General features: G+C 39.8%; 21 protein-coding genes. 15 read left to right on the plus strand and 6 right to left on the minus strand.

Annotated features, from left to right (window positions below; translation table 11 throughout):
- Nucleotide 1: 1 nt before the first annotated feature.
- Both hutI and hutH read right to left on the minus strand, forming a co-directional pair.
- Entirely contained in the window at nt 2-1,201 is a 1,200-nt protein-coding gene (gene hutI / locus AAH582_RS12885; RefSeq protein WP_343317849.1) for an imidazolonepropionase, read from the minus strand.
- A gap of 58 nt (nt 1,202-1,259) precedes the next feature.
- A complete protein-coding gene (gene hutH / locus AAH582_RS12890; protein ID WP_343317851.1) occupies nt 1,260-2,819 on the minus strand; it encodes a histidine ammonia-lyase in 1,560 nt (519 codons plus the stop codon).
- A gap of 77 nt (nt 2,820-2,896) precedes the next feature.
- On the opposite strand from hutH, the gene AAH582_RS12895 reads away from it, so the two are divergent.
- The 6 genes from AAH582_RS12895 to AAH582_RS12920 all read left to right on the plus strand — a co-directional run bounded on the left by AAH582_RS12895 (nt 2,897) and on the right by AAH582_RS12920 (nt 9,724).
- The gene (locus tag AAH582_RS12895; RefSeq protein WP_343317853.1) at nt 2,897-3,808 is read left to right on the plus strand and encodes a LysR family transcriptional regulator; all 912 of its coding nucleotides are present in this window, start codon (nt 2,897-2,899) and stop codon (nt 3,806-3,808) included.
- Between the two features lie 115 nt (nt 3,809-3,923).
- Nucleotides 3,924-4,214, plus strand: coding sequence for an antibiotic biosynthesis monooxygenase family protein (locus tag AAH582_RS12900; protein WP_046673491.1), 291 nt, complete (start codon nt 3,924-3,926; stop codon nt 4,212-4,214).
- Between the two features lie 110 nt (nt 4,215-4,324).
- Nucleotides 4,325-4,831: an S-ribosylhomocysteine lyase gene (locus tag AAH582_RS12905; RefSeq protein ID WP_343317856.1), complete on the plus strand. Its 507-nt coding sequence runs from the start codon at nt 4,325-4,327 to the stop codon at nt 4,829-4,831.
- A complete protein-coding gene (locus AAH582_RS12910) occupies nt 4,832-5,473 on the plus strand; it encodes a hypothetical protein (RefSeq protein WP_343317857.1) in 642 nt (213 codons plus the stop codon).
- Nucleotides 5,474-5,729: 256 nt separating this feature from the next.
- Nucleotides 5,730-7,913, plus strand: coding sequence for a bifunctional alpha,alpha-trehalose-phosphate synthase (UDP-forming)/trehalose-phosphatase (locus tag AAH582_RS12915; protein ID WP_343317859.1), 2,184 nt, complete (start codon nt 5,730-5,732; stop codon nt 7,911-7,913).
- 14 nt (nt 7,914-7,927) lie between these two features.
- Nucleotides 7,928-9,724, plus strand: a complete 1,797-nt coding sequence (locus AAH582_RS12920; protein WP_343317861.1) for a glycoside hydrolase family 15 protein — start codon at nt 7,928-7,930, stop codon at nt 9,722-9,724.
- 91 nt (nt 9,725-9,815) lie between these two features.
- Here the strand turns inward: AAH582_RS12920 and AAH582_RS12925 are convergent, their stop codons facing one another.
- Together AAH582_RS12925 and AAH582_RS12930 are read right to left on the minus strand one after the other, a co-directional pair.
- Nucleotides 9,816-10,085, minus strand: a complete 270-nt coding sequence (locus tag AAH582_RS12925; RefSeq protein ID WP_046673496.1) for a hypothetical protein — start codon at nt 10,083-10,085, stop codon at nt 9,816-9,818.
- A gap of 186 nt (nt 10,086-10,271) precedes the next feature.
- Entirely contained in the window at nt 10,272-10,850 is a 579-nt protein-coding gene (locus AAH582_RS12930; RefSeq protein ID WP_046673497.1) for a hypothetical protein, read from the minus strand.
- Nucleotides 10,851-10,991: 141 nt separating this feature from the next.
- Here AAH582_RS12930 and AAH582_RS12935 point away from each other — a divergent pair, with 141 nt between their 5' ends.
- Entirely contained in the window at nt 10,992-11,342 is a 351-nt protein-coding gene (locus AAH582_RS12935; protein ID WP_112374082.1) for a hypothetical protein, read from the plus strand.
- A 42-nt stretch (nt 11,343-11,384) separates the two neighbouring features.
- Here the strand turns inward: AAH582_RS12935 and AAH582_RS12940 are convergent, their stop codons facing one another.
- Nucleotides 11,385-11,636: a hypothetical protein gene (locus tag AAH582_RS12940; RefSeq protein ID WP_046673499.1), complete on the minus strand. Its 252-nt coding sequence runs from the start codon at nt 11,634-11,636 to the stop codon at nt 11,385-11,387.
- A 397-nt stretch (nt 11,637-12,033) separates the two neighbouring features.
- On the opposite strand from AAH582_RS12940, the gene AAH582_RS12945 reads away from it, so the two are divergent.
- The 4 genes from AAH582_RS12945 to AAH582_RS12960 all read left to right on the plus strand — a co-directional run bounded on the left by AAH582_RS12945 (nt 12,034) and on the right by AAH582_RS12960 (nt 14,486).
- Nucleotides 12,034-12,534, plus strand: coding sequence for an RNA polymerase sigma factor (locus tag AAH582_RS12945; RefSeq protein ID WP_070563934.1), 501 nt, complete (start codon nt 12,034-12,036; stop codon nt 12,532-12,534).
- 79 nt (nt 12,535-12,613) lie between these two features.
- Complete coding sequence (locus tag AAH582_RS12950; RefSeq protein WP_286770701.1) at nt 12,614-12,802, plus strand: hypothetical protein; 189 nt, start codon at nt 12,614-12,616, stop codon at nt 12,800-12,802.
- Nucleotides 12,803-13,016: 214 nt separating this feature from the next.
- Nucleotides 13,017-13,490, plus strand: a complete 474-nt coding sequence (locus AAH582_RS12955; protein WP_343317870.1) for a PA2169 family four-helix-bundle protein — start codon at nt 13,017-13,019, stop codon at nt 13,488-13,490.
- Nucleotides 13,491-13,526: 36 nt separating this feature from the next.
- Nucleotides 13,527-14,486 carry a DNA topoisomerase IB gene (locus AAH582_RS12960; RefSeq protein ID WP_343317872.1) on the plus strand — a complete coding sequence of 320 codons (960 nt, stop codon included), beginning with the start codon at nt 13,527-13,529 and terminating at the stop codon, nt 14,484-14,486.
- An 8-nt stretch (nt 14,487-14,494) separates the two neighbouring features.
- Here AAH582_RS12960 and AAH582_RS12965 read toward each other — a convergent pair whose 3' ends face one another.
- Entirely contained in the window at nt 14,495-15,700 is a 1,206-nt protein-coding gene (locus AAH582_RS12965) for an NAD(P)/FAD-dependent oxidoreductase (RefSeq protein WP_343317873.1), read from the minus strand.
- 125 nt (nt 15,701-15,825) lie between these two features.
- Between AAH582_RS12965 and AAH582_RS12970 the strand changes: the two genes are divergently transcribed.
- From AAH582_RS12970 to AAH582_RS12985, 4 genes are all read left to right on the plus strand, one after another.
- A complete protein-coding gene (locus AAH582_RS12970; protein WP_070563924.1) occupies nt 15,826-16,581 on the plus strand; it encodes a Ku protein in 756 nt (251 codons plus the stop codon).
- Nucleotides 16,582-16,678: 97 nt separating this feature from the next.
- Complete coding sequence (locus AAH582_RS12975) at nt 16,679-17,305, plus strand: hypothetical protein (protein WP_312743823.1); 627 nt, start codon at nt 16,679-16,681, stop codon at nt 17,303-17,305.
- Between the two features lie 163 nt (nt 17,306-17,468).
- On the plus strand, nt 17,469-19,637 hold the full coding sequence (locus AAH582_RS12980) for a GAF domain-containing sensor histidine kinase (RefSeq protein ID WP_343317877.1): 2,169 nt from the start codon (nt 17,469-17,471) through the stop codon (nt 19,635-19,637).
- A gap of 113 nt (nt 19,638-19,750) precedes the next feature.
- Nucleotides 19,751-20,050, plus strand: a complete 300-nt coding sequence (locus AAH582_RS12985; RefSeq protein ID WP_046673508.1) for a hypothetical protein — start codon at nt 19,751-19,753, stop codon at nt 20,048-20,050.
- Nucleotides 20,051-20,053: the final 3 nt, after the last annotated feature.

The raw sequence follows: 20,053 nt of genomic DNA on the forward strand, positions 1-20,053 counted from the left end.
GTTATAGTGAGAATACTTCCTGACCATTTTTCCATACTGCTGTAGGTTGCAAGCTTCCTTGGTAGTAAGAAATATCCTGATAATTAGCTGTTTTAAATATAGTAAAATCTGCTTTCATGCCCTTGCCTAACACGCCGCGATCCGACAGGTTTAAAGCTTTGGCGGCACGGTAGGTTAATGCAGCAAGCAACTCAGCGTTCGTCAACTTCTCTGCTGTTGCCAAAATACTCGCACTCGTCAATAATTGTCCCATGGGTGCAGAACCCGGATTCCAATCACTTCCTATGGCCAAACATGCACCTGCATCCAACAGCTTTCTAGCTGGCGTAAAACCACATCCAAGTCCGATGGAAGCCGCAGGTAGCGCCACCGCAACAGTATCTGAATGGGCAATAAGGTCAATTTCAATTGCTGTTGATGCCTCAAGATGATCCGCAGATTGAGCACCGAGTTCAACTGCAATCTGACTTCCCGAAGTTGTGAACTGATCGGCATGAATAGTCAGGTCAAAACCCATCGCTTTTGCTTTTTGTAAATATGCCACAATGTCTTCCCCTTGAAACGCTGTTTTTTCTATAAATGCGTCAACCCGGTTTGACAGCCCTTCTGATTTCAATAGCGGAAAAAGATCTGTTGTAATTCGATGAAGATAATCCTTTGCCGATCCGCTGAAGTCTCGCGGGAGCATATGTGCCGCCAAACAAGTTGGAACAAGGTCTGATGCCGTACGACGATCCGACTCCTGAATGACACGTAATATCTTCAGCTCTTCTTCAACATTAAGACCGTAACCGCTTTTAACTTCAATTGTTGTGATTCCTTGCCTTAACAGAAAATTTGCACGCTGGATCGTGAGATCAATCAATTCTGCTGCATCACAATCCCTTGTGTGTGATACCGTGCTCCAAATCCCTCCCCCAGCTGCCGCAATCTCCAGGTAGCTTGAGCCTGCATTTCGAAGGGCGAAATCATTCGCTCGATTACCGGCAAAAGCAATATGCGTATGGCAATCAATAAAGCCTGGCAAGGCGACCTGATCTTCCTCTACATGTACAAGTGCCACTTGCTTTCCCCATTGCAGTTGTAATCCCTCAAAGTCCGCCACTTCCATGATATCGTTACCTGCTATTAAAATACCTCCATCTTTAATAATAACTAATTGTTTATCATGGAGCGCCCCATTAACGGGCATATTTGACATGGTTAATATCTGCCTAAAAGGTCCAACTAATTTTAGCTCTTTTTCCATCCTTCTTCGTCTAAAACTCTTCAAATCTTTGTTTCAAATCCGCAGCAATTTCGCCCGTCGCATATTGACGATGCAATGTGATCAGTTCGCCCGATTTTACGAGCTTTAATGCTTCAGTCAACAGCTCTTCCATCGGTTGATCGGATTCGATATGCGGAATGGACTGACGAATTCTCGCATGAATAGCTTCCAATGCTGCAGTCGATTTTAATGGCTGATGATAATCCTTTGCCTGTGCCGCACATAACAGTTCAATGCTTAATATTTTATCAACATTGTCAATGACCTGTAGTAATTTTCGGCCGGAAATAGATCCCATACTGACATGGTCCTCTTGGCCTAAAGAGGTAGGAATACTATCTGCACTTGCAGGAAAACAAAGCCCTTTATTCTCACTTGCAATCGCGGCTGTGCTATATTGTAAGATCATAAATCCTGAATTGAGACCGGTTGATTTCATTAACAATTTTGGGACACCGTTGGTTTGACCTTCTAAAGACAAGTAAACCCTTCGATCCGAAATATTGCCGATTTCCGATGCAGCAAGTGTGGCATAATCCAAAGGCAAAGCGATTGACTGTCCGTGAAAGCTACCGCCACTAATGGTTAGTTCGTCATTAATGATCACAGGATTATCGGTCACTGCATTTATTTCGATTTCTATGGTCTCCTTCAAATGAAGCCAAGCATTGCGTGATGCTCCGTGGACTTGAGGGATACAGCGCAAAGAATAAGGATCTTGTACGCGGGAACAGTCTTTGTGGCTTTCCAAAATGGCTGAGCCATGAAGCATGTTAAAAATGCTTGCAGCAACATAACGGTTTCCGGCATGCGGGCGTAATTGATGTAATTCAGTAAAAAATGGTTTTATTGAGCCATTTAAACCTTCAATCATTAAGGTCGCAATAATATCAGCATTCTGAAGTACACGATTTAACTCAGCAACAGCCATCACAGCATGGGCTGCCATAAATTGAGTTCCATTGATCAAAGCCAGACCTTCTTTTGCGCCCAAGTGTACCGGAGCCATACCATATTTTTCCAAAACGGTAGCTGTTTCCATAATTTCCCCTTCTACGTTGACTTTTCCTAAGCCAATCAAGGGTAAAAATAAATGTGACAATGGCGCCAAATCACCCGATGCGCCGACAGAGCCTTGCTTAGGTACCACAGGAATGATATGGTTTTCGATATGCCAAATAATCCGTTCAATTGTCGCATACTGAACACCCGAAAATCCTTGAGAAAGCGCGTGAACTTTAAGAATAAGCATCAATTTGGCCAAATCATTGGCGATAGGTTCGCCCATACCGACGGCATGACTTTTCAGAATATTTTCCTGTAACAGTTGCGTTTGATTTGCGTCAATAAGTGTGGTACACAAGGGACCAAAACCGGTATTAATCCCATAGACAATCTCACCACGCTCGACTATTTTACGGACATAACTGGCGCTCTGCTCGATCTTATTCTTGACTTCGGGTGATATTTCCCCCGTAACCGTTCCTTTTACTATGGCTAAGGCTATGGAGCATGTTAGCTGCCCACTGCCGTATAAAAATTTTTCCATCTTCCTATCTGCTTTACTCAAATGTACTTGCTATATTTGATAATTAGAAATACCATTTTTATCATCAATTGATAACCATGAATTATCAAATAGAACTAAGACACTTACTGTATTTTAAAGTATTGGCAGAAGAGCTGCATTTTAGAAGGGCTGCCGAAAAATTGTTTATTGCGCAGCCGGGCTTGAGCAGACAAATTAAGCAGCTGGAGGAATCCTATGGCGTAGCACTTTTTGAGCGTAATAAGCGAAATGTTCAAATGACGGAAGCTGGGATCTATCTCTTTGAGGAGGTGAAAGAACTCTTTAGGCACTTGGATCAGATTGAAACTCAACTTCAAAGCTTTGCCAATGGTAAAATAAGTACCTTAAAGCTGGGGTTTATTGGGTCGGCTGTTCAGACCATCCTGCCGGAACTACTGCTCAATTTAAAACAGCAGCAGCCAGATATTGAGTTAGCACTTCACGAACTAGCGAATGAAACCCAGCTGGATCTGCTGGAGAAAAAAGAATTGGACTTAGGCTTTGTTCGTCTTTCGGAAACGCCACCTGGCTTATGTAGCCTGCCTATACATACCGAGCATTTTAGTCTCGTTTTACCTAACGATCATCCCCTATTGAATTCGCCGAAAGCAAGTCTTGACGCCTTAAAAGATGAATCATTTATCTTATTTTCCAAAAACTATAGCCACTCTTATTATGATCTCGTCATGAGTATCTTTAGTGATCATAAGTTTATCCCCAAAGTTACTTTGCGCACTGTGAATGCTTTGACCATTTTCAATATGGTTGCTCAGGGATTGGGTGTTGCCATTGTTCCTTCGTCTTTAAAGAACGGATACCATGTTGATGTCACCTTCCTTGAATTGAACGGTTTACCGCAACGAACAACGCTCTCTCTAGTTTGGAATGCACAAAATCGCAACCCGGGTATTCCATTGGTCACCCAGATCATCACTTCGCAGGTTAAAAACGGATATAATACGGCCTAAGTCCTCGTTAAAAGAATGATAAATAAATTGTTCGGATAAGCTTGTTCCTGTATTGCATATCAGAAACAAATTTTCTAAGTTTGAAGTATTTACAAAACTTGATAAAAAACAAATTATGATTTTAGAAGTAGCTGTATTGCAAATTATTGAAGGACAACAATCCAATTTTGAAAGAGATTATAAAACAGCTTGCCAGTATATTAGTGCGAGTAAAGGCTATATAACGCATTCACTACGTAAATGTATTGAGAAAGACAACCAGTACATTCTATTGGTCGAATGGGAAACTTTGGAAGACCATACCATCGGTTTCAGAGAATCGGCATTATTTAAGGAATGGGAAAAACTTTTACATCATTACTACGATCCGTTTCCAACAGTCGAACATTATGAAGTGTTAAAATAGTAGTTTTATCGTCCTTTTTCTATAATAATCTAGTATCTTTGTAGAAATTTTTGATATTCAACTTTTAACCCCTGTAGCGTCGCAAGCGTTACAGCTTTGAACAGAACAAGATGTACACAAAAGAAAAAGCAAAAGTAAATAGTTTTACGGTAGATCATACCAAATTAAAACAAGGGATCTACGCTAAAGCTTCTACCACCAATAACAGCAATGTTGAAAGTTACACAACTTACGACATTCGCATGATCAGACCGAATTCTCCTGAGCGTATGCTATCACCTGAAGTCATGCATACCTTAGAGCATTGTTTTGCAACAGAAATTAGAACCATCTTAGGTGATGAGGTTATTTATGTTGGACCAATGGGCTGTTGCACGGGATTTTATGTTGTATTGGCTGGAACAGCGAGAACTCCTCAGAACTTGGCGGAATTGATGAAAGAAGTATTAGAAACTATTCTTACAGAAGGATACGAGGTGCCTTTCCAAAATCCGATTAGTTGCGGAAACTATACTTTCATGGATTTTCCTACCTCAAAACAGGCTTGTGTTAATTTCTTAAATCTAATAACTGCCGGAGAGTTGGCTTTTGAGTATCCATATATTGAAGAAAACTAAATGATCCTGAATAAAGATATTGAAACGATTATATTGGTAGCAAATAAAAATGAGCTGTCTTTTAATCCGACAAGTAAATCGACTTTTGTCTACGAAATTGGTGTAGGTAAAGTAAATGCTCTCCTAGCCGTTGCTACGCTTTATGAAGACATCAAAGCTTTAGGGATCAATCCTGTTCTTCTCAATGTGGGCACTGTGGGCTGTACAAGACATCCGATAGGACATGTCCTTTATCCGGCATACTATGCGCAAGGAGACGCGTATACAGATGGATTTTTTCTGGAAAACACCTTGTTTTTTAAAGGACAAGGGATCTTGGAATCCATTTCACGCGATGAATTTCGTTACGAAGATGCACTTTTGACATCGGATCGTTTTATCAATGTAAATACGGCTTTTTATCAGGATATCAAACATTTTAATCCTCTGGCATTTGATATGGAATCTTATGCCCTAGCGAATTTCTGTTTTCAAAAAAATCTCACCTTTCATAGCATTAAAATTGTTTCAGACAATTGTGATGGTACCGTTAAAGATTGGGAAAGCATTTTAGGGGAAATTTCGGGGAGATTGGGAGACATCCTCGATCAATTTATGAAAAAATTGAATCGCGAAAAAGCTGCTGCTGTCCCTATATCGTAAGCGAATGAGATCACAAAAAGACCTGTAGAAATAGAGGTCTTTTTTGTTGCTATTTGGGATGTACCGCTGCCCATATTCCCCAGTTCTGTTCCAATAAACTACCTTTTTCTTTCTTCAACAGCTGCCCCTACCGTCCTTCTAATTTGAATTTATCGAAACTATTCTTCGCCGAGGTTGTTCAGATAGTGGATGACAAGCCCATCGTTATAGTCAATATAACTCTTCCACACTGCAAATAAATCGATCTAATATTCTTATGAAGAAAAAAAAGAAAATAATAATTTCAAATAGACTGCCGATACAAATAGAACGAAAAAAAGAAAAATTAATCATCAAGCCGAGTGCGGGTGGACTTGCAACTGGGTTAAACTCCGCTTTTGATAGCGACGAAATACTCTGGGTTGGCTGGCCGGGAATCGTTCCGAAAGATGCAGAGGAAAAAGAAAAGATTGTTGAGCTTCTCGAACCGATGAGCTTACTTCCTGTTTTCTTATCAAAAGATGAAATCCGCAATTTCTACGAAGGTTATTCCAATGAGGTCCTTTGGCCTATCTGTCACTATCAGCCTAGCTACATTCATTTTGATCGCGAATATTGGTCTACGTATGTCACAGTGAATAAAAAATTTTGTGAAGCCGCTCTTTCCATCGATCAACTTTCGGATTTTATCTGGGTGCAGGATTATCAGCTTATGCTGCTCCCGCAACTGCTGCGTGCAGCAAACCAAACACTCAACATCGGATATTTTCACCATATCCCCTTTCCTTCTGAAGAGCTCTTTATGAACATTCCGCAACGTAAAGAATTGGTCGAAGGTTTATTGGGTGCGGATCTCATCGGATTTCATACGTTCGCTGATAGCCAGAACTTTCTAAACGCCTGCAAAAAAATACTGCATGTATCATCTGGTTATAATCAGCTGAAATATAAAGATCGCCATATCTTTGTGGAATCCTTTCCGATGGGCATTGATTTTGATAAATTCGTCCAAGTCAGCCATCAACCAAAAATTCAATCCATTGCAAGCCAATTTCGAAGCCACTTTCCCGACCAGAAGATTATTATATCGGTCGACAGGCTCGATTATAGCAAAGGGATATTAGAGCGATTACGTGCTTTTCTCACCTTCCTTGAAAAATACCCCGAATGGCATACAAAAGTTGTCTTATATATGCTTATCGTGCCCTCCAGGGATAAAGTGTCGCAATATAAGAAGCTGAAAGACGAGATTAACCGAAAGGTGAGTGAAATCAATTCCATTTATGGAAATTTAAGCTGGACGCCAGTATTATATTTTTACAAATCACTTCCATTCGAAGAGCTGGTTGGATTATATGTTGCATCTGATATCTGTATGATTACATCGACGCGCGATGGGATGAATCTTGTCAGTAAAGAATACATCGCCAGTAAAACGTTATCAAAAGGTGTGTTGATTTTAAGTGAGTTTGCGGGCGCTTCCAAAGAACTTGTTGACGCCTTGATTATTAACCCCTATAATCGAACGGAAACTGCCGACAGTATTTACCAAGCGCTTAAAATGCCGCCCGAAGAAATTCAGGAACGTACCGATGCCAATATTCAGATTATACAGAAGTTTAATGTACAGCATTGGGTGCAACTATTTACCAATCGCCTGGCTGAAACCAAAGCCATCCAGCGTGATGAATGGGCAAGGCGGATTTCAGATAAAGTGTTCAGTAGTATTTCGGAACGATACAGTAAAAGCAGCAACAGGCTCTTTTTCCTGGATTATGACGGCACTTTGGTCAAATTCCAGAACCACGCCCAAAAAGCAACTCCGACGACCTTATTGTACAACCTCTTAGATAATATCATTTCAGACCCACTTAATACCTTGGTCATCATAAGCGGGCGCTCGCAAGAAAGCTTATCGTCTTGGTTTGACGGTCGGTCTTACTATTTGGTTGCCGAACATGGCATTTGGTCAAATTTCCCAAATTTCAACTGGTCATATAAAAAAGGACTGGCACTTCACTGGATGCCCGAAGTAAAAAAATTGATGGAAAAATTAGCCGACCAGACCCCCGGCGCATTTATTGAGGTCAAGCCTTATTCGTTGGCCTGGCATTATAGAAAAGTAGAATTAGGCTTGGGCGAACTTAAAGCCACTGAATTAAAAGAGATTTTAAACCCGATGCTGAATGATTATGGCTTACAGTTACTTGACGGAAATGCCGTCATTGAGGTTAAAAATACGGAAGTTAACAAAGGTAAAGCAGCATTGGAAATCGCAGGTCATATAAAAGCAGATTTTATGTTGGCCATTGGCGACGACATTACCGATGAAGACCTATTCCGCTATCTTCCTCAATCGACGATAAGTATCAAAGTTGGTGGCAATAAATCTGCGGCAAAATATTATCTGGATGAACAAGAAGATGTTCTTCAATTTTTGAATCAACTTATCATAAAATAATGAACGAAAATACAATGGAAAAAAGACATACCTATCAATCTGGAATCATTGGCAATTGTTCCTATATAGCGCATGTCGGTATGGATACCAATATATCTTGGCTGTGCTGGCCCTCTTTCGAAGATAGCTTTGTATTTGGCAGTATGCTCGACAAACAGCAAGGCGGGCGCTTCGAGATCAGCTCAGAGGAACCTATTGTCGAAACCAAGCAATATTACATCAAAAACTCCAACGTGCTCTGCACGGAAATCCACACAGCGTCCTATGCCTATCGTGTTACGGATTTTGCCCCTCGATTTGAACAATTCGGACGATATTTTAAACCTTTGATGTTGGTCCGGAAGATCGAACCTTTATATGGGGCCCCCAGTGTAAACGTTAGGTGTCAGCCTACTGGCGACTATGGCCGATTGGCACTTAAACCAACCCGCGGAAGCAATCATATCCTGTATAGTAACGACCAGATCGGGGAACGAATTCGCCTTACTACGGATCTGCCCATTTCTCATTTCTTTCAAGAGGAGAGCTGGACCATCATCAGTGAGAATAAATACCTCGTATTGACCTATGATGCTGCTTTCGAATCGGCTATTGCAAGTACCTGCGAAGATTTCCTCCATAAGACAATTAGCTATTGGCAGCGATGGATTAAAAGATGTAGTATTCCCAACATCTATCAAACAGAAGTTATTCGATCCGCTTTGGTGCTAAAGCTCCATCAATATGAGGACACGGGAGCAATTATTGCAGCTTCAACAACAAGCTTGCCTGAGTACCCTGGTTCTGGCAGAAATTGGGATTACCGCTATTGCTGGGTACGGGATAGCTACTATGTATTAACGGCACTGACGCATATCGGTCAATTTGAAGAAATGGAAAGCTTTGCAAATTATATTGCCGGCATCACACATCGTAATCCGGGAAGGCTTCAACCATTGTACGGTATTCTCGGCAATTCCGAACTTACGGAACATATTTTACCCTATCTAAAAGGATATCAGGAGAGTGGTCCAGTGCGGATCGGGAACCAGGCGTTTGAACATATCCAAAATGACGTCTATGGTCAGGCCATGATTGCATTGTTGCCTCTATTCACTGATCAGCGTTTTAAAATCCATGAAAACAAAAATGTCTTAGGTTGGGTGAATTTTATTCTGGAAAAAATAGAAGCCACAATCGAGGAAAAAGATGCTGGCATTTGGGAGTTCCGGAACTTTGCCAACCATCACTGCTATTCGAATCTTTTCCAATGGGTTGGATGCAAAGCTGCCCTATTAATTGCACGCCAAAATGGTTATCAGGATATGGAGGATCGCGCGAATGTTCTCCTAAAAAAGGCAGAAGCTTACATTGAAGCCTGTTATGATGAAGAACGAAAAGTTTATCAAAACGCATTAGACAGCCGAAATTTAGATGCAAGCACCTTACAGCTTATTGTTATGGATTATCTTGACCCAAAGTCGGACCGTGCACGTGATCACCTCGAGATGCTGGAAAAAGAATTAAAAGGCGAAAATGGACTTTTTTATCGGTATAAGCATCAGGATGATTTTGGCCGCCCCAAATCCACGTTCTTGGTCTGTGCATTTTGGTATGTAGAAGCCTTAGCCTGCGTAGGGCGTGTGGAAGAAGCGAAAGAGATCCTCGAACGTTTGCTGACCTATAGCAATCACTTAGGTCTGTTCAGCGAAGATGTGACGGAAGATAACGGCAGCCAATGGGGAAATTTCCCGCAAGCCTATAGTCACGTTGGATTGATGAATGCTGTTTACCGCCTAGCGATAAAATTGGATAAACCAATTTTTCATTAACATAAAACAAACATGAAGGTGTTAAAAAGTAAGGTTAACACCTTCGGTTTGAGCATTCGAAAGCGCTATCGGTGCTTATATTTACAGGCGCTTATATTAAGGTCTGTTTGTAGCGATCAAAATGCTCACAGATTTCTTCCACCCCAATTTGTTTACCCATTAAATCTATAAAGCGATTTTTATACAATGAGAAAATATATAATCCTGTTGCCAAGCTTCCCACCACAAAAATACCTTCCTGCTCGTTGCTTTTGACCAGTTTATTATTTAGATGACATTCCTTAAGCAATGGTATATCATAAGAAGACCACTTCCCCATTTTATCTTTTAGTACCAACCCAATATTTTTTGTTCCAGTCATCGTAATTTGCTCCTTTCTTAAAAAGGGAACATCGCTAATTGTCTAAATGTTTGCATCATTTGCTGATTTCCAGCAAAAATGCGTCTTTTATACACAGTATCAAGTATAAACACGTTATATAAAAAAAGCATGTTTCCACCATTATGGTTTGAAAACATGCTTTTATTAAGTCTGTACGAGATTAATCTATCTTTTGCCAGGCAGATAGATCTGAAAACCCAAACCTACCCCCAATCCACTCGCTCCACTACCCGTATTGATATTGGCTTTACTGTAGTTATAACCGAAGGTGGCTTCCAAAGCCACTGTCCTGGTAATAAAGTGTGCATAACCCACATTCGCTCCTACGGCCAGCGCAACATCCTTCCCTTTCGAGCTACCCGAAATCCCGATGTCTCCCTGCCCAAAGAATCTCCCTGTAGTTGAACCTGCATTTGGGAAGTAATAGCGTACAAAAGGTGCGACCCCATATGTCCATTCATTATCAGCATCCTTTACCGTGGCCAAGCCTAAGTTGGCTTGCGCTCCGATGGCCAAACCATCCGAAACAAAATAGCCCGCTCTCGGTTGAAGTGCAATGTTAAACGATTTTGCTTCAAAGCTGTAGCCTAGATTACCGATCGATCCACCGACCATCCAGTTTCCTTGCTTTATAGGTTCGATGCCTACCTCCGATGACATCTGTGGCGTGGTCTCAATTTTCTGCGCATGGGCCTGATACCCAATACCTGCTGTTATTAATAAAAGAAGTGTCGATTTTTTCATATATATGTATGTTCTAAATTACTATAATTTAATAACAAGGTCGATAAATGAAAAGTTTTAAATTTATCATTAAAATATAGGTGTCACCTTTAATAAAAAAAAACAACCATTCAGTTTTAATTACTGTTCTCTATTAAAAAGATGATGAATACAGCAATTCAATTTGGTGATTCTATTTCACATTCATATTGGAGAAACTCCATGTACATGAACGAAATAGACCCTTTAGACAACGATCCAAGTACCGACGATGGCACTTCTGTACGTCAGCAGCCTCAAGTCCCTTCACAAGAAGATGTAACCCCTGATCTGTACTATCCTGAAAATGCAGAGGGGCCAGATCCAAGTGAAGAAGAACAACGCGATCGTAGTAATAAAGAAAAGATTAATACGGAAGAGGATCAACATAAAGAGCAACCGGACCATTCGGAAGAAAATATTTATGATGCTGATCCGGATCAAAAGAAAGAGCAAAAAAACTCCCTTAATTAAGGGAGTTTTTTTATCAGATATATTGATAGGTCGACGAAATGGTTACGGTTTTGATTTACTATTATTGATACTGTCTTTCCTAAGTGTGTCTGCTAAACTCGTATCTTTCTGCATGGTCATTTTTTGCTGTTCGCTTAAATTATAGCGGGTTTCGTCGGCATCAGTAGGTGCAATGTTATCTGACTGACCGCTTCCTTCAGTTTGATTTTTGGTCGAGTTTTGGCACGAAAAGGATAGTGCAGCGCAACATAATAATGTTCCTAAAGTTAAGGTGAATCTTTTGCTCTTTTTCATAGTCTATTTTATTTTGCGTTAATCTTTTTCGATAAGAACCACATTCAAAGCTTATTAGTTCAATAAAAGCTGATAAAAACAAGAAATTTAAAACTTGCTTGAAAAAATGGACACTGGCATAAATCATTAAAACAGGTAATACCCGTAATAAAGACATTTTTTTTAGGAACAAATACCCAATTAAAAAAAACTATTCATGGCAGTAAATTTTATTGCGACACGTTTAATCCTGCTTTTTTGTAGTGTTTCTACTACAAAATCAACGATACGCAGCGTTACGTATTTTTCCCATATACCTGTTTAAACAAGGTTTGGATGACCTCTAAATCGCAAAACTAGCACTTTAATTGTACCTCTGTTTATCGAATACACATCAATCAATTTAACAAAAGGTATTATGAACAATTCCAATTTAAATTTGTTAGTCGAAGAAAAAAGAAGTCTTTTGAAACATTTCGCGGGAAAATTCACCAATGATCCTGATGAAAAAGAGGATTTGATTCAAGAAACACTTATCCGCGCATTAAAATCGATCGATGATTTTATCCGTCACCCCAAGTTAATGTCTTGGCTTTACGTTATTATGAAAAATGTATACATCAATCAATACCGCAAAGCGAAGCGTACGAATGATATCCACGAAACCTACATCGGTCTGGAAAGTACCAATACAATAGAAACAAATAAAAGTGACAACAAATTCATCGCGGATGATATTGAAAAAGCGATGTGCAGTTTGTCGGAAGAAAATTATCAAGTGTTTCAATTATTTCTCGAAGGATATAAATATCATGAGATAGCCTCTTATTTTGATATGCCCGAAGGCACTATAAAAACCAGGATCCACATGACAAGAAAGAAACTTCAAAAGCAACTTAAAATTTACAGGCTCAAATAAAAAACAAAAAGGTGGTTCTAGGGTTATCTATCTAGAAGCAGCTAACCGACATCACAACAATTCGTTAAATGGTAAACATATGAAATCAGGAGTTAAAATAAAGAATCAGCAAGCTATGGTCATTGCGCTAATTATCTGCGGCGGTCCGATAGGAAAAGGAAATAGCAAAACCATTGTTCAACCAGAAGTTTCGGAATCAGTAGACAAGAAACAGATTAAGGTCGATACGGAAAAAGCTAAAAAAACTTCTTATTTGAATAAAAAATAAAGATAGCAATTACCGTCAAACGGCTGCTTTAGCAATCTAAAGCGGTCGTTTTTTTTGCGTTTCGCTCTATCTTTCGTGCAACAATCTACTGATGGTACGCTGTATAAAATCGCCTTCATGGATGAAATTATACCTATCCTGTTCTTTCACAAAACTGCAGGGCTACTTGAGGCGTTCTTAAGTGAAAAATAGAAATTCACAAAGCCGACATTAAATGGAAAACAATACGGTAAATGATCGTACATTAATCAGCGACCTTATACAGATCAACAACGATCGGATTGCAGGCTATCAAAAAGCTGTAGAAATAGCCACACGCCTCCATCTTGAACATTTAAATAACACCTTTGTTGAGTTTATGAACCAATCCGAGGTATTTATTGAAGAATTAAAACTCTACCTAGCTCCGCGGGAGGAAGACTCAATCGGAGGAACGATGATCAGTGGCAAGCTATTCAGAATTTGGATGGAGATAAAATCCGCCATTTCAGGAAATGATGAAAGGAGTTTACTATGCAGCTGTGAGCAAGGTGAAGATGCCTTTACACATACCTATAAGGATGTTGTTGACCATGAAGGCTGGGAAATCAGCCATGATCTGCTCCTGCTCATCGAAAAACAACTTGGTATACAGCTCGAAGCTCACGAATATATTAAAACGTTACGAGACAAGGCCACAACGTCTTAACCTATTATCAACATATTTTACAAGGGAAAATGCACTATGAAAGCAAGAACGGGGTATACAAGAAGAAAAGTAGGTAAGTCTTTTAAATATTTCGACGCTTCGGAAAAGGAAGTGTCCGATAAAAAGGTTTTAGAGCGGATCGCAAAACTCGTTATTCCACCAAATTGGACAGATGTTTGGATCGCTAAAACCTCAAAAAGCGATTTACAGGCTTTTGGCTTCGACCAAAAAGGACGCAAACAATATATCTATCATTCCAAATTTGTCGGCCAACGGCAAGCTGCAAAGTTTAGTAATATCCTCTATATGGGTAAATACTTACAAGAGTTGAGAAACATCAGTTCCAAACACCTCAAACACGAATTTTGGGACATGGATAAACTTTGTGCAGTTGCTTTTAAAATAATGGACAGTACATTGATTCGTATTGGCAATAAGCGTTATACACTGACAAATAAATCGTATGGGCTGAGTACTTTGGAAAAAAGACACGTCAGCATTGAAGGCAATCGGATATCGCTAGCCTATAAAGGTAAAAAGGGGGTTTTCCAGCAGAAATCCTGGACCAACAAACAACAAGCTAAACTTTTGGAAGAATTACTAAAAATGAAAGGCAAAAGGATATTCCAAATGGATAGTGCAAGTTGCGAAAGCACTTTCTGTGGCTCCGCTTTTAATCAGTATCTGCGGAAGAATTGTACGGGTGAGATCAGCTGCAAGAGTATTCGCATTTGGGGAGCCAGTCGTGAAGCCTTTTATCAGCTTGCGCAAACAAAACAGGCGGAATCACTCAGTGCACGGAAAAGACAATTAAATAGCGTCATCAAGAAGGTTGCAGAGCAACTTGGTAATACGAAGTCTGTTTCGCAGACTTATTATATCCATCCGGCCATACAACAGGTATTTATGGAAGCAAAGTTCCCCTTTATAAAAGATAAATTACCACTAGCGAAGCTTGAAGAGAGAGTATTCCGATTTTTACGTAAGCATGGCTAAGCAGGAAATTACCGGCCAAATCTAAACCATTCTTCCAATGGATGGTTTAGCTTATGAAGCCAGCTCGCAACCATATCCATTGCTGCAACAGAAAAGGTTATACCATTTCCGCCGAAGCCACATACAAAATATGAATTTTTAAACTTTCTATGTTCTCCGATATAAGGTAATCCATCTTTGGTCGTCCCAAATGTGCCTGCCCAAGTAAAATCAGTGCGGAAGGTTTTATCGACAAAAATTTTATTAAATGACTGCGCTAACTTATGTGACTTCTTTGCAATGAGCTCATCTCGCTTGATGGGATCTCTAAAGGTCTCATCTTCTCCTCCAATCAGGAACCTATCGTCGTCTGTTGTTCGCATATACAAATAGGGCGTGGCCGTATTCCAGATGAGAAGGTCGCGATATAGCTGATTATGTTCTTTATCAGCTTCCGATACAATAGCAAATGTGCTTAGCAGGTCAACAAATTTTTCGGAAATGAGATTTGTTGTTTCGTATCCTGTACAATAGATAATCTTTTCCGCTTTGATTTTAGCCCCTGTTGAAGTAATCGCTGAATTATAACCAGACTTATAAAACACTTTTTCCAACGCTGTTTTGTCAAAAATCGATAACCCTCGGTTAACATTATATGCCAATAGTTCGTGTGTGAAACAAAAGGCGTCAATGCTTGCCCCTAGATCCGAAAGTATACCCCCATAAGCACCGCTCATTGCATAACGTTCCCTGATATCCCGCTCCGTTAGCCACTTGATGTCGAAGCCAGCTTCTTGCCTTGCTTCGAACTCCACCTTTAGCCAAGCTATATCCTTTTTCTTTGCCGCATAGTAGAGTGACTGTTTGCTTCTAAAACCAGCTTTCGATCGGATTTTCTTGGCAAGTCTACCTAATTTATCAATAGCTTCTCCACAGGCTCGGTAGCTCGCAATTGCCCCCTGAATGCCGATTAATTCCTTTAATCTATATAAGGGAATATCAATCTCATATTGTAACATGGAAGTTGTTGCCGCCGAACTCCCATTCACAATTTCCCGCTTATCTATAAGAACACATTTCTTTCCATCAGCCATACATTGATGCGCAATCAAGGCTCCGGTGATCCCCCCTCCTACAATAAGTACATCACAGCTTATATCTTTTTGTAAGGAAGGATAGGTATTTAAGAGACCATTCTTCACCAACCAAAATGGCTCATTTGACTTTAAATCCATGATAATAATAGCAGCTTTACAGTATATAACCGATTCCTTTAGGAATAGTTTGCCAGCTATTTTATTAAATTTCAAACCATTCCTCCATAGCGAAGGTTATCGTATTAGCAATAAATGGACAACATATGCGTGCAATTTGGACAGGGGCTATTGGTTTTGGCTTAGTTAATATTCCCATAAAATTATATAGTGCAACTGAAAATGCAAGTCTCGATTTGGACATGCTTGATCGTAAAGATTTATCCAATATTAAATTCAAACGGGTAAATGAACAGACTGGTAAAGAGGTAAAGTGGGACAATATTGTTAAAGGATACTTTATGAAAGACCACTATGTAGTTTTGGAAGACGCCGATTTTGAAGATGCAAGTCCGGAGAAATCAAAACTTATCAATCTGCATGCATTTGTAAAACTGATGGATGTTGACAGTATTTATTTTGAAACACCTTATTACCTAGAGCCACAGAAGGGCGGTGAGAAAGCTTATCAGCTGCTTGTCAAAGCTTTAGAAAAAACAAAAATGGCGGGTTTAGGAGCATTTGTGATGCGAAATGTCGAACATCTAGCCCTTATAAAACCCTATCGTAATGCATTGGTATTGAATAAAATTCGCTATCAGCAGGAGATTAGGGGCTTGGACGACCTTAAATTGCCCACTACAATAAAAATTCAAAAGGTGGAAATGGACATGGCGACACAGCTGATTGAGCAGCACAGTAAGTCCTTTGATATTAGTAAATATAAAAATGAATACATGGACGAGCTCCTAAAAATTATCAAGCAAAAAGACAAGGGAAAACGCCCAACCATCCGAAAAATGAAAGTTGAGCATACAAAAGCAGACGATCTCCTTGCCAAACTAAAAGCGAGCTTGGGTTAAGACGCACCGACATAAAAACCTAGGGGCTTAGCTACCTTCAAGGAAGCTAAAAAGCAGGAATAAGAAATCCAGTATTTTAAGCATAAATAGAAAAACGATGAAAAATATCATACCGGAACAGAAAGAAGGGAAAAGACTTGATTGTTTTGAATCACTTGAATTTGCAAGTGAAGATATCGCTAACTTAGCATTTGAATTGGGCGTAGAGAACCTGAGAAAGGTCAACCATTGGTACACGTTAGCCCAATTACCCGCTACCACATTCCAATTGACAGGCGGTTATGGTACACCGATAGATCGCTTACTCGAATTACATGATTATATCAGACTGGATATCCCCGGACCGGGACTTCCAAGTAGCGGTGGTTATGACTGGGTACATGTCGTTAACCTCACGCTGGACAAAACCGATGATTATAAAGTTTTTGCCCTAACCTTAAAGCCTTGTCCCGATCCAAGCCATCCCGGCGATAAAAATACAGCTCATTTTTTCGAAGGAATTTCATCGTCAACTTTCCTGATCGAACAGCGTAGAAACAGTATATTGTTTCAATATGCTGGCAGAAACGAGATCATAAACGTTGACAATGAAAATTTTAGCGATAATGTTCGGAACTATCTCGTCGGTTTGGCGGCGAAAATAGGAGCCTCCTATCCGCAGTGGAAATCATTAATCAAAGGAATGGCGAATGCTGTTGCCAAAGAATTTAATGCCCGTTTATAGTATGTTGCATGTGAGAAATTGGTGTCATTTTTAATTCCAAAGTAAAAAGAAGCCAATAAGGCAATTTTATCTACTTTCCAACGTTCTAATATTAAAGATTCGATCTATGTTGTCGTAATTTTTTTTCGTATATTTATGTGTACATTAGGAGTTTTGGGGTACTATGAATCATACAATCCAATCGAGTAATCAAACCGTTATTAAGCTTCAATCTTTTGGCAGCCTGGTCATTTTAGATCGGCACTTTACGATCGTCGGAGTGACGGAGTCTGTTGTAAATGAACATTATACCAGTGAAGCTCTATTAGGAACCCATTTTTTTCATAGCTTTGGCCATACCTTCGGCGAAGCCCTGTTGAAAGTGAGGAATGCTGTGATGGAACTTCTTGAAAACGGACAGTCGCGCCATATTTTACCCATTAAAATTAAAAACGACCGGGTTTATGTTAAACTACGTAGACATGATGAATATCTTTACATTGAATGGGAACAACAGCATAAAAAATATATTGCCGCTAAAAAAATAAACGAACTCAATTTTTTGTTGGATACCATTCAGCCAAATAATTGGAATCGCGTTTGTTCGGCTATTAACAAGATATTGAATTATGATCGGGTTTTCGTTTTGCAGATTCAAGAAACAGGGTACAGTTCGGTGATTGCAGAGCATACGGCCAATGGACGGTCTTTTTTCAAAGGCAAGGAATTCTCCAAAGATTTTATGCCCGAGGAAGTCTTGTCTTATTATCGCGGTTATTCGTATCGATACGCTCCCAACATGGACGATCAGGGACAAGAATTCTATTATAAAGATGAGTCCATCGATCCCCTTTCGAGCCTATTATCTCCTCTGCCTGAACTCCATCAACTTTTTTTGAAAGAAATAAATGTTCAAAGTGCCCTTTTTTTTCGAATCTGCATTGATGATGATTTTTGGGGACTTGTGGTTGCGCAGCATGACGAAAAGCGTGTGGTCGACCTACAACAACGAAAACTATGCACGTTTGCCATCCAGGCGGCAACCAGCAAATATGAAAGTCATGTCAAACAGAATCTCTTGGAAAGAACAGAGCTTCTAAAGCTCGCAGAAGAAGAATTAAAGAAAAGTCTCTCTGAAAATAAGATGGTAAATTGTGCCTTGATACAACATATGGACATCCTAACTCAGCTTGTGGATGCAGATGGTTTGGCAATTTTCAATCAGGGCGACGTTTTTAACTATGGGCAGTCTCCTCCTAAAGCACAGTTTTATGAACTCATTCAATTCCTGCAGAAACATACCGACAAAGCCCTCTTTAAAGACTACAACTTTCGTCTAAATCATCAAGAAAACTTTAAAGATAAGCTTGGTTTTGCGGGGCTAATGTATTTAAAGGTAGGCTTGGAGAACGATTATTACATCGTTTGGTTTAGAAGAGAAAATAGCAGTCAGGTCATGCAAATGGAGTTAAAAGAAGAACAGGATGGTAAAAAGCAGCTCAAAATCTGGGAAGATACGCGTTATGATGTTGCCAAGCCATGGAATGATGCTGAAATTAACTTTGTGCTTCGCTTAAATCAAATCATCAAAGAATCCATCTTTGCGAAATTGAAAGAACGCCAGCTCCTCAATGACGAACTTCTCAGCTTAAACAATGAATTGGAAATGTTTACCCATACGCTTTCCCACGATTTGAAAAACCCGCTGTCCATCTTAAAAATGGGTATACAATTTCTTCAGCAACACCCCGACAATATCGATTTTAAAAAAATCAATAAATGGTATCAGAATTTCAGCCGAAGTGTCACCAACATTGAGGATATTATCAACAATATGGTACAATTAAGTCAACACCGATCCAGCATTTTAGACAAAGAGCCACTTCCAATGGCCTACACCATTCAGCGTATATTCCAAGAAAACAGTATTCTATATAACGTCAATAATTGTCGGCCCACTTTTGGTACATTATTGCCTATTTGGGGCGAGAAAAGTGCCGCTTATCAAATTTTTTCCAATTTAATTATCAACGCTATAAAATATTCAGCCCAGTCGGACAGTCCTGTGGTATCCATAGATAGTTCGCATGAAGATGATTATACCCATTATCAAATCAAGGATAATGGAATTGGCATACCCAGTGAACACCTACCGCACATATACGAAATGTTTACAAGGGCGGATAACGTGGGCTCCATACCCGGTACGGGCATTGGTCTTTCACTCGTAAAGCGCATTATGGAGCGGTTGGGAGGAAATATAAAAATTGAATCGGAAGTCGGTTTGGGTACAACAGTTCATCTTTACTTTCCAATTGTTAAGCCATTTCCCGAACAAATGTTGCTCAATTAACCTGATGCAGCATCCTGAAATCTCGCAAACTATTTCCTTGCTGATATTGTTCATTATTCGAGAGAATACAACGCGAATAAAGACGGTTGTACCACTTAAACGAAATCGAAAACATGGAAGAGATATTGCAACATGCAGTAGTAAAACGAGGTTTGATTATTGCCTATTACTTTAGTAACATATGGTATCGTAAAGGATTATTCGGGCAACATACTATTCCGGATCCCAATGATACTGATCCAATTGAGCGTCCTGAACCGGACGTGGATGAAACCGATCCTGAAGAAGAAGAAAATGTCAATTATGCCCATAAAAAGACACAAACAAGCGACGGAACAAGTGCTAGAGCGGCCTCGTCCGCTGCTTGGGATGAAAATGTCGAAAATCCGGCAATACCCAAAAAGACAGATTGACCC

The sequence above is a fragment of the Sphingobacterium multivorum genome, from assembly GCF_039511225.1.
Taxonomy (GTDB): domain Bacteria; phylum Bacteroidota; class Bacteroidia; order Sphingobacteriales; family Sphingobacteriaceae; genus Sphingobacterium.